Annotated in this window: 12 protein-coding genes; 3 read left to right on the plus strand and 9 right to left on the minus strand. The window is 44.8% G+C overall.

Features of this window, described 5'->3' with window-relative positions; all coding sequences use genetic code 11:
- Window positions 1-142: 142 nt before the first annotated feature.
- A complete protein-coding gene (locus JHD44_RS03220; RefSeq protein ID WP_199461048.1) occupies window positions 143-1,063 on the minus strand; it encodes a LysR family transcriptional regulator in 921 nt (306 codons plus the stop codon).
- A gap of 127 nt (window positions 1,064-1,190) precedes the next feature.
- On the opposite strand from JHD44_RS03220, the gene lysA reads away from it, so the two are divergent.
- On the plus strand, window positions 1,191-2,438 hold the full coding sequence (lysA, locus tag JHD44_RS03225; RefSeq protein ID WP_199461050.1) for a diaminopimelate decarboxylase: 1,248 nt from the start codon (window positions 1,191-1,193) through the stop codon (window positions 2,436-2,438).
- A gap of 326 nt (window positions 2,439-2,764) precedes the next feature.
- Here the strand turns inward: lysA and JHD44_RS03230 are convergent, their stop codons facing one another.
- Window positions 2,765-4,468: a protein adenylyltransferase SelO gene (locus JHD44_RS03230; RefSeq protein WP_199461052.1), complete on the minus strand. Its 1,704-nt coding sequence runs from the start codon at window positions 4,466-4,468 to the stop codon at window positions 2,765-2,767.
- A gap of 202 nt (window positions 4,469-4,670) precedes the next feature.
- Here JHD44_RS03230 and JHD44_RS03235 point away from each other — a divergent pair, with 202 nt between their 5' ends.
- Window positions 4,671-5,975 (plus strand): MFS transporter, encoded by a 1,305-nt coding sequence (locus JHD44_RS03235; RefSeq protein WP_199461054.1) that lies wholly within the window; start codon window positions 4,671-4,673, stop codon window positions 5,973-5,975.
- Window positions 5,976-5,979: 4 nt separating this feature from the next.
- On the opposite strand, the gene JHD44_RS03240 is transcribed toward JHD44_RS03235, so the two are convergent.
- The 6 genes from JHD44_RS03240 to gap all read right to left on the minus strand — a co-directional run bounded on the left by JHD44_RS03240 (window position 5,980) and on the right by gap (window position 11,403).
- On the minus strand, window positions 5,980-6,453 hold the full coding sequence (locus tag JHD44_RS03240) for an Lrp/AsnC family transcriptional regulator (RefSeq protein ID WP_199461056.1): 474 nt from the start codon (window positions 6,451-6,453) through the stop codon (window positions 5,980-5,982).
- 185 nt (window positions 6,454-6,638) lie between these two features.
- Window positions 6,639-7,709: a 5-(carboxyamino)imidazole ribonucleotide synthase gene (gene purK / locus JHD44_RS03245; RefSeq protein WP_199461058.1), complete on the minus strand. Its 1,071-nt coding sequence runs from the start codon at window positions 7,707-7,709 to the stop codon at window positions 6,639-6,641.
- A 3-nt stretch (window positions 7,710-7,712) separates the two neighbouring features.
- Window positions 7,713-8,204, minus strand: coding sequence for a 5-(carboxyamino)imidazole ribonucleotide mutase (gene purE, locus JHD44_RS03250; RefSeq protein WP_133563642.1), 492 nt, complete (start codon window positions 8,202-8,204; stop codon window positions 7,713-7,715).
- 203 nt (window positions 8,205-8,407) lie between these two features.
- Complete coding sequence (locus tag JHD44_RS03255; protein WP_199461060.1) at window positions 8,408-8,863, minus strand: methylglyoxal synthase; 456 nt, start codon at window positions 8,861-8,863, stop codon at window positions 8,408-8,410.
- Window positions 8,863-10,308: a pyruvate kinase gene (pyk, locus tag JHD44_RS03260; RefSeq protein ID WP_199461062.1), complete on the minus strand. Its 1,446-nt coding sequence runs from the start codon at window positions 10,306-10,308 to the stop codon at window positions 8,863-8,865. Before pyk ends, JHD44_RS03255 begins: the two co-directional genes overlap by 1 nt.
- An 81-nt stretch (window positions 10,309-10,389) precedes the next feature.
- A complete protein-coding gene (gene gap, locus JHD44_RS03265) occupies window positions 10,390-11,403 on the minus strand; it encodes a type I glyceraldehyde-3-phosphate dehydrogenase (RefSeq protein WP_199461064.1) in 1,014 nt (337 codons plus the stop codon).
- Between the two features lie 372 nt (window positions 11,404-11,775).
- Here gap and edd point away from each other — a divergent pair, with 372 nt between their 5' ends.
- Window positions 11,776-13,590, plus strand: a complete 1,815-nt coding sequence (gene edd / locus JHD44_RS03270) for a phosphogluconate dehydratase (RefSeq protein ID WP_199461478.1) — start codon at window positions 11,776-11,778, stop codon at window positions 13,588-13,590.
- 192 nt (window positions 13,591-13,782) lie between these two features.
- Here edd and putP read toward each other — a convergent pair whose 3' ends face one another.
- Window positions 13,783-15,276, minus strand: coding sequence for a sodium/proline symporter PutP (gene putP / locus JHD44_RS03275; RefSeq protein WP_133563634.1), 1,494 nt, complete (start codon window positions 15,274-15,276; stop codon window positions 13,783-13,785).
- Between the last annotated feature and the right edge of the window lie 179 nt (window positions 15,277-15,455).

Genomic DNA, 15,455 nt, shown 5'->3' on the forward strand with positions numbered 1-15,455 from the left:
GCGCCTGTTTTGAAGAAGACAATCACCGTAGTCTGGAGTCATCCAACAAATTTTATAAACATCGGCTAGACAATGTCGGATGGCGTCGCAAGTTCCTTATCCCGACCTGCGCTTTATTGCTCATTAGCAAGTATATCTAAATTTAATTAGCAGAGTTCATATTAATTTTGGCTATTATTTCTTTCGCCTCCTCTTCCAGTGCTGCAATAAAGTCATCTAAAAAAGGGTTAAAGGGACGGTGTAAAGGCAAAAGTATATTGACGGTAAATGGGTAAGACACATTCAATGGACGAATTTGCAGGCCATGCTCAATAAAATCCAGAGCGGTTAGCGGGTTGATGATGGCAATTCCCGCCCCTTTGCTAACCAGCTGACAGACAGACGCGGCTGTGGGTGTTTCTATCACCGTTTTACGATTGATTCCAAGTTTATGTAGCTCTTCATCCAATTTGATTCGATAAGGGTCAGTAGGGGATAAGTTAACAAAAGGTTGACCTTCGAAATCTCGAATATCAATAATATCTTTTGTTAATAATGGATGGTTATTTGGCAAAATGCAGACTTCATCGATGCTTAACAAAGGTTTAAGTGTAGTACCTGAAGGTGAGTAGTTGTTTTCAGTCAAACCAAGATCGTATTGCTGATACGTTAAACTTTGTTCTAAATATGGTGGTTCTTGCACCGAAATAGAGATGCCGACATTTTTGCCGGTGTTTAAAAACTTTAAACAAGCTCCCGGTAAAAGCGACTGAGAAAAAGCTGGCAATGTCAGTATTGAAAGTCTTCCTACCTGATCAATGCGCAAATCTTCAACGGTTGACCAAATTCTTTCCAAACCTATGTATGAGCGTTTCACCTCCTCAAAAAGAGTGTAAGCCGCATTGCTGGGCTTGAGTCGGCCTCGCACTCGTTCAAATAAAGTGAATCCTAATACTTGCTCAAGTCTTGCTAATTCTCGGCTAATGGTGGGTTGCGAGGTGTGCAATATATCTGCAGCGTTGGTCACGCTTTCCGCAGTCATCAAAGCATTGAATATTTCAATTTGTCGGAATGTTAGCTTCATAAGTCATATCGGAAGTGAATAGAAATTGAATAAATAGATATTATTTGTATTTTTGTCTGAGCGCTATGATTGATTCACTTTCAATAACTAAAAAAGTGACTCAAATAATCTATAGGAGCATGGCGAAGTGACAATTTTTAATCCCAATACACTAATAGAAATAACCCAGCAGTTTGGTACTCCTGTGTGGGTGTACGATGCGGCTACTATTCGACAACAGATAAGACGGCTTCGAGAGTTTGATGTCATTCGCTTTGCGCAAAAAGCTTGTTCGAATACGCATATATTACGATTGATGCGAGATGAAGGCGTAATGGTAGATGCCGTGTCCGCTGGAGAAATTGAAAGAAGTTTAGTGGCGGGCTACAGCAACAGTGACAATCCCGAAAGCATTGTTTTTACCGCAGATGTGATAGATCGTGAAACGATAGAATTGGTTATTCAACACGACATTCCTGTCAATATTGGCTCTATGGATATGTTGTATCGAATTGCAGAAGTAAATCCTCACCATCCAGTTTGGATACGAGTAAATCCTGGTTTTGGCCATGGGCATAGTGAAAAAACCAATACTGGTGGACCAAATAGCAAACATGGTATTTCGCTAGAAGATTTGCCGCATGCCGTAGCTATGATTCAACAATATGGTTTGGACTTAATTGGCATTCATATGCACATTGGTTCAGGTTCAGACTTTGCACATTTGTCTCAAGCCTGCCAAGTTATGGTCGAGATAGTGAAATTAGCCAATGTGGATATTCGAGCCATTTCTACTGGAGGTGGGCTTCCTGCGTCTTATACAGAAAAGGATGCAGAATTAGATACCAATAGCTTTTTTAGATTATGGGATGAGGCTCGTAAAGAGATAGAAAATCATTTAGGCCACGTTATTAAACTAGAAGTAGAGCCGGGACGATTTTTAGTGGCAAACGCGGGTGTTTTGGTGGCGGAAATCCATTGCTTGAAATCAACGCAGCACCACAATTTCATTCTAGTTGATGCGGGTTTTAATGACCTGTTAAGACCGAGTATGTATGGCAGCTATCACAAAATTGAGGTGGTTCATCAAGCAACACATCAGAAGCCTGCAATAATACCATCTAATGAGCTTGAGTATGCGGTGGCTGGCCCTTTGTGCGAGTCTGGCGATGTATTTACTCAGAATGCAAATGGGGTAATTTGCCATCAAACATTAGATAATCCTAAAGTTGGTGAACTATTGGTATTTAATGATGCTGGGGCCTATGGTGCTTCTATGTCATCAAATTACAACAGTCGACCACTAGCGCCTGAAGTAATAATTGAAGAAGGAGAATACCGTCTCATTAGAAAAAGACAAACCATAAGTAATCTTTTGGCATTAGAAGCCCTCTAGAACTTCTGCTGTTGAATGAAGTCAAATGGGGCGGATGGTGTTGCAAGCTCCTTATCTCGGCTGATCATAGAGTACCTGATCTCATCCGCGTGCTTGTCACAGACGCTCAGAAGTGACTCTTTACACGCCACAGGCGCTCACCATTGCATTGCTGATGGTAGTGTGATCTTTTGAATTGGTGGGCATGTGAGAGTAGGTCGCACCGCAAGGGCATAAATATCGTCAAGCTTTTCATTATGAAGCCCTGATTGCTGATGCAGTCAGGGTTTTTTTTCGTTTGCTCGATCGAAAAAGACCCTTACGCTAATACTGCTATTGCTAAACCTTTACGAAGAACAGCTGTAATGACTAACGCCGCCCATCCTGTAGAACTCTTCTGGGCGAAGGCGGTAGTACTTATCTTCGATCTCTTTAGATTGTTCTTGGTAAGGGTTGTTAAGGACTTCTTGTAACTCTCTAATGAGATCATAGTTACCTTGTTCTGCTTGTTGATAAGCAGGTACAACGAGCCATTCGCGCCAAGTGTATTTAGGGTTCACTTGTTTCATCGCTTGGCTAATGCTGGCTTGTTTTTCGTCCGCATGGATAGCTACGCGCCACTGCTCAAGCCATTGCTGCCATTGGATTAGCTGTTCTTCAGTTGGCTCTGTATAAAAAGTACTGGTCAGGGCTGAAATGTCTTTTGGTATATGAGACAGCTCACGGAAGAACATATTAAAGTCAGCGCGGGCGCTGAACATTAAGCTTAACAGCTGCGTCACAAGCTCTGAGTCATAGCGTTCAAGTCCTAGCTTGCTGACCCACATGGCTTCAATCTTCTGCTGCATCACCTGGATAAATTCATCACGAATTTGCAGTAGTGCTTTGTGTGCATCTGGTTCTTGTTGCAGTAATGGCTCAAGCGATTTGCAGAACATGCTAAAGTTTTGCTGCGCTGCTAGAGGTTGATTGAAGAATGAGAAGTGGCGTCCACCACCAGTCCAAGGTTGGAACGCTGGATCAAATATCTCGCAGAAGCCAAATGGGCCATAGTCTAGGGTGTAGCCGCCAGCAGGACAGTTGTCACCATTAAAGTTCCCTTGGCAGTATCCTACTCGAATCCAGTTCGCTACTAATGAACTGAGGCGTTCGCGGAATACTTCAGCAAGTTTGATCAGTTGCTTAGAAAAAGATAACGCTAGATCGATTTCACCTTTGTATTCTCTATCGATTAGATGGTGCACTATCATCTCAAGCTCTTTTAACGCATTAGGATGCTCGTTGATTCGTGCTCTACGTGCAAATAGTTCGAGCTGACCGACACGTATAAACGAGGGTGCCACTCGGGTTGATATCGCTACAGGGTTAGACACCATGATTTCAGGGTCAGTGGACTGTGAGCCTTCGTGATACCAAGGGCGATGCACCTGCTCAGTTTTCGAAACAAATAGGCTAAGAGAACGAGATGTTGGAATACCCAAGGCATGCATTGCTTCTTGTGCAAGAAACTCTCGTACGCTTGAGCGTAGGACGGCTCTACCATCACCACCACGACAGTAAGGTGTACGACCACCGCCTTTCAACTGCATTTCCCAACGTTTACCTTTAAATACTCCTTCAAATATAGACATGGCACGCCCATCACCATATCCGTTTCCTGTTCTGAAAGGGCACTGCTGAGTGTACTCTGTACCGTAAATAGATAACGCGTAACCTGTTGCCCAGCCGGATCTCAACATCGGTGCTGTAACGTTTGACAGGTCTCCAGAAAAGACTTCTTGAAATGTTTCCGTAAGTGCTAAGGCATCATCTAAGCCAAGCTCTTCAAAGAGTGTGTTGCTGTGAGCAACGTACTCGAAGTCTGGCAAAGGTGTGGGACTTACTGGTACATAGTGCCCTGAGAAGACTTGCCTCGGATGATGCTCGTTACCATCTGGATCGCTTTCTGGGTCAGCGTTAAGTGAATCCACTAGAGAATAGTCAGCTAGCTTAGCAAAGCCTTTCATCGTCGTGACTTTAGTATTGAGGTCGCTGCTGTTGTCATGTGCCATGTTAGTGTCTTCTCTTGAATTAGTGATAAGTGGATTCGACTTACTTTAATAAATTGTATTTATGCTAAGACTTGATAGATAGCCCTACTTAAACTTTCTTATCTTGAACCTCATTACTTTAAGATTAGCTGCGCAATTAATTAAACTGTTTCTATAAAATAGTACGTACGTTATTAAGTCTTGAAAATAAGGATTTCGGTGAATGAGTCATCAATCATGGGTAGTGAGCCTGTACAACTGGATAGTGAAGTCAGACGAGAAAAGGCATGAAGACAAACCTTCTGTGGCAAGGAACTTTATTCGCTTAATCACGGCGCAGTTTCTCACTAATACAGGAGATGCAATCGTTAATCCCAAGGTGACTCTTCCTTGGTTGCTCCAGTCTGTTGGAGCGCCAACGTTTTTAGTGGGCTGGCTGGTGCCAATTCGCGAGTCGGGTTCGTTATTACCGCAGTTATTTATTGCCAGTGCGATGCGCCGTTTAACGATTCGTAAGTGGGTGTGGGTATTGGGAAGCGTAATACAGGCTATGTCGTTATTGTTGATGGCACTCGTTGCAAGCTCCCTTGAGGGCTATACAGCAGGCATGAGTATCATATTGCTGCTGGCGTGCTTTAGCTTAGCTCGTGGGCTCAATTCTGTTGCGACAAAGGACATTTTAGGTAAAACCATCCCTAAGTCAGAGCGAGGCCAAGTGACAGGGCTATCTGCCAGTGCAGCTGGTCTAGTAACGATCGGCATTGGCCTTATGATGGCTCTTAGCTATGCCTATGATTGGCAGACATCGTCTTACTTTATTTGGGGGTTGATTGCTGGTGCGGTGCTTTGGTTGTTATCTGCATTCATCTTTTCGCGTGTTGATGAGCCGAAAGGGGAGACGGACGATACAGACTTTAGTGTGATGCGTTCTTTATCTCAGTTATCACTTCTAATATCCGATAAAGAATTTCGTCACTTTGTCATAACACGAGCGTGTTTCTTAGGGACGGCTTTGGCTGCACCGTATTACGTTCTGTTAGCTGAGGAAAGAATTGGTGACTCAATTTGGGTGTTAGCGATATTTATGATGATCAGTGGCTTAGCAGGCCTCGTCTCAGGGCCTTTTTGGGGCCGCTTTTCTGATGACTCAAGCCGTAAAGTTCTGATCTTAGCATCGAGTTTAGGAGCGCTGACAAGTATTGCTCTTTTTGCTATTGCGCAGTGGCTACCGGAGGCGCTTGAGAGCTTTTGGTTATTACCGGCACTGTATTTTTTGCTGACGGTTTTTCACCAAGGTATTCGTGTTGGTCGCAAAACCTACCTAGTGGATATGGCTGAGGGAAATAAGCGTACGAGCTTCGTAGCGGTAGGGAATACCGCGATAGGGATGATGCTGCTTGTATTCAGTTTAATTGGGTTGCTAAGTGAAGTGGTGACATTAGATATGCTGATTTTTATCTACGCTCTAATCACGGTTGTTGGAGTATTGATGGCAATACGTTTGCCAGAGGTCACTAAGCGCTCCTGAGCGCTTAGTTTGGGAGTGGGACAGAAGTGCAGTACTTGATTTTGTTTAATGCAAGAGTCGAGCTGACATCTCGTACTCCTTCCATGTTTGAAAGCTCATCGCTAAGAAAATCTGATAAAGCCGTAAGGTCCTGCGCAATGACTCTAAGCCAATAGTCACAATGCCCCGTCACAGAATAGCACTCTTGTACTGTTTCCATCGTTGCGACTCGTTCTTGAAAGTTTTTACGAGCCAGACTGTTGCCTTTATCAAGTGTTATAAACACAAAAGCGGTAACTTGATACCCTAGTTCTGTACTGTTTAACCGTGTATTGTATGCCTCAATTAAGCTACTCTGCTCTAATCTCTGCAGGCGCCGAGAACACTGAGAAGGCGATAAATTCACTTGTTCGGATAAAGCGACATTAGAAAGACGAGCGTTGGTCTGGAGCGCTTTGAGTAGCTTCCAGTCATAAGCATCAAGTTCTAAGTGGTTCATTCAAGGTTCCTTAGAATATTACTTGGCGTATTTAATTTTAAGTTAGTTATTGGGCCAAGCCTGTACGTTATATCCTATGGAATTCTCAGGAATAAACAAGCACATTGCTTGCTTTTTTGGGGGAATAAAAGCAGAAAAGTGCAGTGCGATATGAAAAAGGCTGCATGTAGCAGCCTTTTTCGCAATTAACCTGTAGGTAGGTTTTCGCTCAACCAAGCCAGTGCTTGGTCATAAGGCTCTGGCATGGAGCTCAATGACTTGAGAATCGATTGCAGCTGGTCGAGATCTCCTGAACAAGCATTCAGGTGGCCAACCTTACGGCCTGGGCGCACTTCTTTGCGGTACCAGTAAAGCTCTAGACCTTTGATGGATAGCCAGTTGTAATCAACGTCAACACCGATCAAGTTCACCATCATGCTTTGATTTTTCACTTCAGCAGGCGCTAAAGGTAAACCTGCTACAGCACGAATATGGTTTTCGAACTGGTCAACACTTGCACCAGCTTGAGTCCAGTGACCACTGTTGTGAACTCGTGGGGCCAATTCGTTGATCAATAGTTTGTCGCCGCAACGGAAGCATTCCATTGCCATCACACCGACGTAATCCAGCGCGTCCATTAGCTTACCAAGCATGCCTTCAGCTTGTTCTTGAAGGTGCTCTAAGCGCTGCAGCGGTGAAATGGATGCGTACAGAATGCCGTTAATGTGTAGGTTTAGGGTAAGTGGGTAAAAGTATTTTTCACCGTTTCTACCTCGTACACCAACAACAGATACCTCTTCATCAAAGTTGATGGCTTGCTCAGCAATCGCTAGGCCTTTCCAGTCATCTGGAATTTCAGTGCTTTCAGCTTGTTTCAACCAGTACTGACCTTTGCCATCGTAGCCACCACGGCGGCGTTTCATCAATACGCGGTCACCCAGTGTTTGATAAGCTTTTTCAGCCGTTGAGTCATCTTCAACAGGGAACCAAGGTGCTGTTGCTAGGTCCAGTTTATCGATCCACTGCTTTTGTGTCAGACGATCGGCTAACTGTGGGAACGTTTTCAAGTTGACGAAGTTCGGATGGGCTGCAAGCTGCTTTGTTGCAGCCGTTTCAGGCCAATCTTCACGTTCTGCTGTGACGATGTCATCCGCTTGAAGTGGCAACGTTTCGTCGGTTTCAATATCAACAGGTTTAACGTCTAAGCCAAGTGGGTTGGCTGCCTGTTTAAGCATGGCGCCAAGTTGACCTGCGCCGAGTACCCAAATAGATGACATGGATTAAGCCTCGCGTGGATCTGGGTTAGAAAGAACCGTATCTGTCTGCTCGTTGCGGAACGCTTCAATACGCTCTGCAAGCTCAGCATCTTCATTTGCAAGGATTTGACAAGCTAATAGGCCAGCGTTGAAAGCACCTGCTGTACCAATGGCTAACGTGCCTACCGCTACACCTTTTGGCATTTGTGCAATCGATAGTAAGCTGTCCATGCCGTTTAAAGCTTTGCTTTGAACTGGAACACCTAACACAGGAAGGCGAGTATGTGCTGCAACCATGCCAGGTAGGTGAGCTGCGCCGCCAGCGCCGCCAATGATAACCTTAAAACCACGTTCAACTGCGCTTTCAGAAAACTCTGCTAGCTTAACCGGTGTACGGTGTGCTGATACCACTTCAACATGGTACGCAACGCCTAGTTTGTCCATGATTTCAGCGGCTGCTTCCATGGTTGCCCAGTCACTTTTAGATCCCATAATAAGGGCTACTTTCGCTTGCAAAATTGTTCTCCTGCTCTGTTCTCCAACGGGTATGAGGGGATATGTCGGAGTTTGATTTCAAGTCTTCAAGGGAGCTGTATTCAACTCCTGCAAATAGGGGCGATAATATAGCCGATTTTCGTCGAAACCGCGAGTTGGGGGAGTGTCTAGAGGCGACTTTTTATTTTAAAAAAGCACAGTGTCAGAAAGAAAAAAGGCGAGACTTAAAGTCTCGCCTTTAGATAGCTATCGTAATCTGGAATTTGCTTCTCAAAGGGCTCATCAAACAGAGGTGAGCTGATTAGGAAGTTTGCCGACGATACGCTACAAGCAATGGGGATGTTCCACACAGCTGCTACACGTAAGAGCGCTTTAATATCCGGATCATGGGGCATTGGCTCAAATGGATCCCAGAAGAAGATCAATATGTCGATTTTGCCTTCTGCAATCAGGCCGCCAAGTTGCTGATCACCGCCAAGTGGACCACTGATTAAGGCGTTGACCGGTACACCCAGCTGCTTTTGTAATAAGCTGCCAGTAGTCCCCGTTGCCATGAGTTCATGCTTAACGAGTTTATCTTTATGTTGCACAGCCCAAGATGTCAACTCGGGCTTCATGTTGTCATGTGCAACCAGAGCAACGCGTTTGCGCGCTGCTGTTGTAACCGTCTTTTTATCCATTAAACAACTGCGCCAACTTCAACCACTTTGATCATGTTAGTTGTACCATGTGAAACAAGGTGATCACCTTTGGTTACGATCACTAGGTCGCCGTCTTTAACGAAGCCCAAAGATTTCACTTTATTCACGAGACCTGAAATGATGGTGTCAATGTTGTGCTCTTGAGAAGAGAACGCAACGGGTGTAACACCACGGTATAGTGCTGTTTTGTTCAATGTTTCTTGGTTTGGTGACAATGCGTAGATTGGCAAACCAGATGAAATACGTGATAACAACAATGGTGTTGTACCTGAAGCGGTTAAACTAATGATCGCTTTCACGCCTTCAAGGTGGTTGGCTGCGTACATTGCTGACATAGCAATCGTTTCAGAGATCGACGTGAATGTCACATCAAGACGGTGCTTTGAACGCATCACTGAAGGATGTTTCTCTGCGCCAAGACAGACGCTGTCCATCTTTTTAACCACTTCTTCAGGGAAAGAGCCTGCAGCGGTTTCTGCAGATAGCATTACAGCATCAGTACCATCTAGTACAGCGTTGGCAACATCAAACACTTCTGCACGAGTTGGCATTGCCTGTGTAATCATAGTTTCCATCATCTGTGTTGCTGTGATCACAGGACGGTTAAGTTGACGACAACGTTTGATCATGTGTTTTTGTACGCCAATCAACTCGGCATCACCGATCTCAACACCTAAATCACCACGTGCAACCATTACAGCATCAGATGCGAGAATGATAGCATCTAGTGTTTCGTTGTCAGCCACCGCTTCAGCACGCTCAACTTTAGCTACGATACCTGTTTCAAGACCTGCCGCTTTAGCCAGCTCACGAGCTTCCTCAAGATCTGCTGCACTACGCGGGAAAGAAACCGCTAGGTAATCTGCTTTTAAGGCCGCTGCCGTTTTGATGTCTTCTTTGTCCTTGTCGGTCAACGCCGCTGCAGACAAGCCGCCACCTTGACGGTTGATGCCTTTATTATTGGACAGCGCACCACCAACGATGACTTTGGTGTGAACTTCCATGCCAATCACTTCAGTGACTTCCAGCACAACACGACCATCATCAAGAAGCAACACGTTGCCTGGAGAAGAGTCTTCTGCAAGTTGAGGGTAGTCGATACCTACGCGCGTTTCATCGCCTGCGTTCTTGTCGAAACCTACGTCTAGGATAAACTTCGCGCCTTCTTGTAGCGTAACTTTTGTATCCTTAAAACGAGCGATACGAATTTTTGGACCTTGAAGATCCCCAAGAATAGCAACATGACGCTTATTTTTTGCCGCCATTTCACGCACGACATTAGCGCGATTGATGTGATCTTCAGGTTGGCCGTGTGAGAAGTTCAAACGAAAAACGTTTGCTCCAGCCAAAATAAGTTTCTCAATCATCTCTGGTGAGCTAGAGGATGGTCCTAATGTGGCAACGATCTTTGTTCTGCGGGTCATATCTATTCCAAAAAAGTGATAATGCGTCAGGGAAGTATAAGAGATGAAAAAGGCTGCGTCAGCAGCCTTTTGGATTTAGTCTTACTTGGCGTTCATCAAAGCGATGGTGTTATCCAGCATTCGGTTTGAGAAGCCCCACTCGTTATCATACCAAGCCATGACTTTAACAAGCTTTCCTTGTACACGAGTTTGTGTCGCATCAAAGTTGGAAGTATAAGTGCTATGGTTAAAGTCAGAAGACACTAGTGGCTCATTGTTAACACACAATACTTGTGCCAACACTGGATCCGCCGCAATGGCGTCTTCGATAATTTTGTTCACTTCTTCAGCCGTTGTTTCACGCGGTGCTTGAAATGTTAAATCTACCAAAGACACGTTAATCGTTGGTACACGAACAGCCATGCCGTCAAACTTGCCTGCAAGCTCTGGAACCACTAGGCCAACAGCTGCTGCAGCACCAGTTTTAGTAGGAATCATGTTCATTGCAGCAGCGCGAGCACGGTACAAGTCAGAGTGATAAACGTCTGATAAACGCTGATCGTTTGTATACGCGTGGATCGTCGTCATCAAGCCACTTTCGATGCCAAGCTTATCGTTAAGCGGCTTCGCGATTGGAGCAAGACAGTTCGTGGTACAAGAAGCGTTTGAGATCACTGTCATGTCTGACGTTAGAACATCTTGGTTAACACCATAAACAACTGTGGCGTCTACTTCTTTGCCTGGCGCTGAGATAATGACTTTCTTGGCGCCTGCGCTAATGTGAGCACCTGCTGTTTCTTTGGTAGTGAAGAAACCAGTGCACTCGTAAACCACATCAACACCTAAGTCTGCCCAAGGTAGTTTTGCTGGGTCTCGCTCAGAAAACGTTAGGATTTTATCTTCATTGATGTATAGCGCTTCAGCATCAAATTTTACATCTGCATTGAAACGTCCGTGAACTGTGTCATATTTAGTTAAGTGAGAGTTGATTTTGGAATCGCCAAGGTCGTTAATGGCTACAACTTGTATTTGATCACGTTTTCCTGACTCGTAAAGTGCTCGAAGTACGTTGCGTCCGATACGTCCATAACCGTTAATAGCTACCTTAATCGTCATATCTCACTCCTAATATTCGAAGATAAAGTCTGCTCATTGGAATTAGTGTAGAACAGAATTCTTTCAATGTTATTGTAAAAACACTACAAAAATAAAAATCCTCAATGGCTAAACCTACCAAGAGAGCATTGTATGTGTAAAAAACATACGGCATTTTGAAATGTTCTGTCATTTAGCCTGTTTTATAACTCTATTCTAAAGAAAAAAAAGCGTATTGGTAATATTTTTTGGTAAATTTATTACATAAATATGCCTAATATAGAACTTTAGTCTTGTTTGTTGGCTTTAAATTCTTAAAATGTAGTAAAATTACATAAAACGGCTCTGTTTTCTTAATCTAGCATTTAACCGGAGCCCAAATGGAGAGAGATGATGAACCCTATAGTGGAAAAAGTGACCCAAGCCATTATTGAACGTAGTAAATCGCTGCGTTCTCAATATTTAGCGGATATGCAGCAGGCTGAGTTAAAGGGTCCACATCGTGGTTCATTGTCATGCGGTAACTTGGCCCATGGTTTCGCGGCGTGTCAGCCTCAGGAAAAGCAAAAGCTTAAGCTGATGGATGAAGCTAACATCGGTATCGTTACTTCCTACAACGATATGTTGTCTGCCCACAAACCTTATGAAACTTACCCAGATATCATTCGCAAAGCCGTGGCAGAGATGGGATCTGTGGCACAGGTTGCTGGCGGTGTGCCAGCAATGTGTGATGGTGTCACTCAGGGCCAAGAAGGTATGGAGTTATCGCTATTTAGTCGAGACAACATTGCTCAAGGTACCGCGATAGCACTTTCTCACAACATGTTTGATGCTGCTGTGTTCTTAGGTATCTGTGACAAAATTGTTCCAGGACTGTTGATCGCGGCTTTACGCTTTGGTCATTTACCATGCCTATTTGTGCCAGCCGGCCCAATGCCATCTGGTATTACTAATGCGCAAAAAGCGGCGGTTCGTCAGCGTTTTGCCAAGGGGGAAGCAAGTCGTGACGAACTGCTAGAAGCTGAGTCTGCTTCTTACCATAGTGCAGGTACTTGTACTTTCTACGGCACAGCTAACTCTAACCAATTATTGGTTGAAATGATGGGGCTGCAACTACCAGGCTCCTCTTTTGTTAATCCTGATAACCCAATGCGAGATGCATTAACGCGCTATACAGCGCAGTTGGCCACCAAAACAACGGCGCTAGGAAAAGATTACCGTCCAATCTATAAAGTGATTGATGAGCGTTCAATTGTGAATGCTATGGTCGGTCTGTTGGCAACAGGTGGCTCAACGAATCACACCATGCATATTGTCGCATTTGCTCGCGCGGCAGGTATTGTGATCAATTGGCAAGATTTCTCAGAGCTTTCAAAAGTGGTGCCGCTATTGACGCGCATCTACCCGAATGGGCAAGCGGACATTAACCATTTCCAAGCTGCAGGCGGTATGGCTTTCCTAACTAAGCAGTTATTAAAAGGCGGTTTGGTACATGAAGACGTAAATACCATAGTGGGTCATGGACTAACGCATTATACCAAAGAGCCTTTCATGGAAGGTGATCAGCTAGTATGGCGTGACGGTGTTGAAGCCAGTTTAGACGATGAAGTTGTTCGATCAATTGACAACCCATTTAGCAAAGAGGGTGGTTTGTCTTTGTTAGAAGGTAACCTTGGTCGTGCGGTGATTAAGGTTTCAGCAGTAAAAGAAGAGAACCGCGTGATCGAAGCGCCTGCTGCTGTTTTCCAAGATCAAAATGACTTGGCTGAAGCGATTCGCACTGGTGAATTAAAGCGTGACTGTGTTGCAGTAGTACGTTACCAAGGTCCGAAAGCCATCGGTATGCCAGAACTACACAAGTTGACGCCTTTCCTTGGCAACTTGCAGGACCAGGGCTACAAAGTAGCACTTGTTACCGATGGGCGTATGTCTGGTGCCTCTGGTAAGGTTCCGGCGGCAATTCACTTAACTCCTGAAGCATTAGCCGGCGGCCTTATTGGCAAAATCCAAGATGGTGACTTGGTTCGCTTAGATGCTAATAAAGGCACTTTGTCTGTATTAGTAAGCGATGCTGAGCTTGCTAAGCGTGAGCAGGCTAGTTGTGACCTGACGGCTTCTCATCAAGGAATGGGACGCGAGTTGTTTGCTGGGTATCGCATGCTGGTTAATGGTGCTGAGCAGGGCGCTTGTTCACTTTTCCCCGAGTAACAGATTTCTCTGACTACTAACGTTTGTTAGTAATGGTGTTTAGGCCTCCTTTTGGAGGCCTTTTTTTGACCTTTAGAAAGAGGTTCTAGTTGCTGGAGCTGGAACGGAAATTCGGCAAAAAGGAGCTGTCAGACAGCCACAAAAAAGCCGAGCGCTCAGGCTCGGCTTTGAAGAGATGAAGACTCTAGATCATTAGTCTAGCGTGTTCAATTTACCCTCGTATGACTCAAAAGAATCCAGTACTTTCTTCTCTGGAGCACCAGACATAAGGCTAACGACAACAATAGCGATGGTTGATAGGATAAAGCCTGGAACGATTTCATAGACATCAAAGATGCCACCAGAAATTTGTTTCCAAACAACGATCGTAATACCACCCACTAAGATACCTGCTAGGGCACCGTTGCGGTTCATGTTGCGCCAGAATAGGCTCAAAATGATGGCAGGGCCAAAAGCTGCACCAAAACCAGCCCAAGCGTACGACACTAAGCCAAGCACCGAGCTTTCTGGGTTAAAGGCCAGAATAAGCGCGATAATCGATAGAGCAACAACACCAAAACGGCCGATGTTTACGATTTGTTTTTGTGTTGCATTTGGGTTGATCCAAGCTTTGTAGAAGTCTTCCGCTAACGCAGAAGAGGACACAAGCAACTGAGAGTCAGCGGTACTCATGATTGCAGCAAGAATTGCAGCTAATAGGATACCCGCTACGACTGGGTTAAATACCGCATTCACCAAGATCATAAAGATCTTTTCGCCGTCTTCTAAAGAGCCGCCCATATGGTTGTCTACGTAGACAATACCAACTACACCAATTAATAGTGCACCAACCATTGAAAGTGCTGTCCAAACAACGGCAATGCGACGTGCTGTAGTAATGTCTTTGTTAGAACGAGATGCTTTAAAACGAGCTAGGATGTGTGGCTGACCAAAATAGCCTAGGCCCCAAGCAACCAATGAGATGATACCAATGATGCTCAAAGGTTCACCATTTACATCACGCCATAGGGACAATAACTCTGGATTTTTCGCTTCTAGTGTCGCTGGAAGCTGAGACCAGTCGCCTTCCATAATTGCGATGGGTACGATAACCAATGCCGCACACATCAAAAGGCCTTGCACTAGGTCTGTCCAAGATACGGCTAAGAAACCACCAAATAGTGTGTAAGACACAACACATACCGTGCCGATTACAACTGCCCAACGGTAGTCCAGGCCGAATACTGTTTCGAAAAGCTTACCGCCCGCTACTAGGCCAGAGCTTGTGTAGAACAAGAAGAATAGCAAGATAAAGAAGGCTGAAATGGTTTGAATCAGTTTTGATTTATCTTGGAAGCGAGTAGACAAGTATTCAGGTAAGGTTAGAGAGTTGGCTTCGATACTGTAAGTACGAAGACGTTTCGCACAGATTAGCCAGTTTAACCATGTACCAACAAGCAGACCACCAGCTAGCCAAAGAGACTCCATACCGGCTGCGAAAGCGTAGCCTGGAAGTCCTAGTAATAGCCAGCCACTCATGTCTGATGCGCCAGCGGATAGGGCAGTAGGCCAAGGGCCTAGAGAGCGACCACCTAGGAAGTAGTCTTCTGAGCTAGATGTACGTTTGTACGCGTATAAACCAATACCTAACATAACCACTAAATAGGCTAAGAAGGTGAAGCTTATTGCTAAGCTGTTTTCAATCATTGTTGTCCCCATGATTTGTTTTCTTATAGCGAAGGATATTGTGCGACGTTTTATTCAATAAGCTTAAACGTTTCCCGAGGATCAGCTAAGAGCCTCAGAGGTGCATGTCATCCTCAGATGATGGATTGCATAAGACAATCGGGCTGTAGTTCCTTGAAAAAGGCTTTTTTTACAAAAAA

Source organism: Marinomonas ostreistagni (genome assembly GCF_016461785.1).
GTDB classification, from domain to species: Bacteria; Pseudomonadota; Gammaproteobacteria; order Pseudomonadales; family Marinomonadaceae; genus Marinomonas; species Marinomonas ostreistagni_A.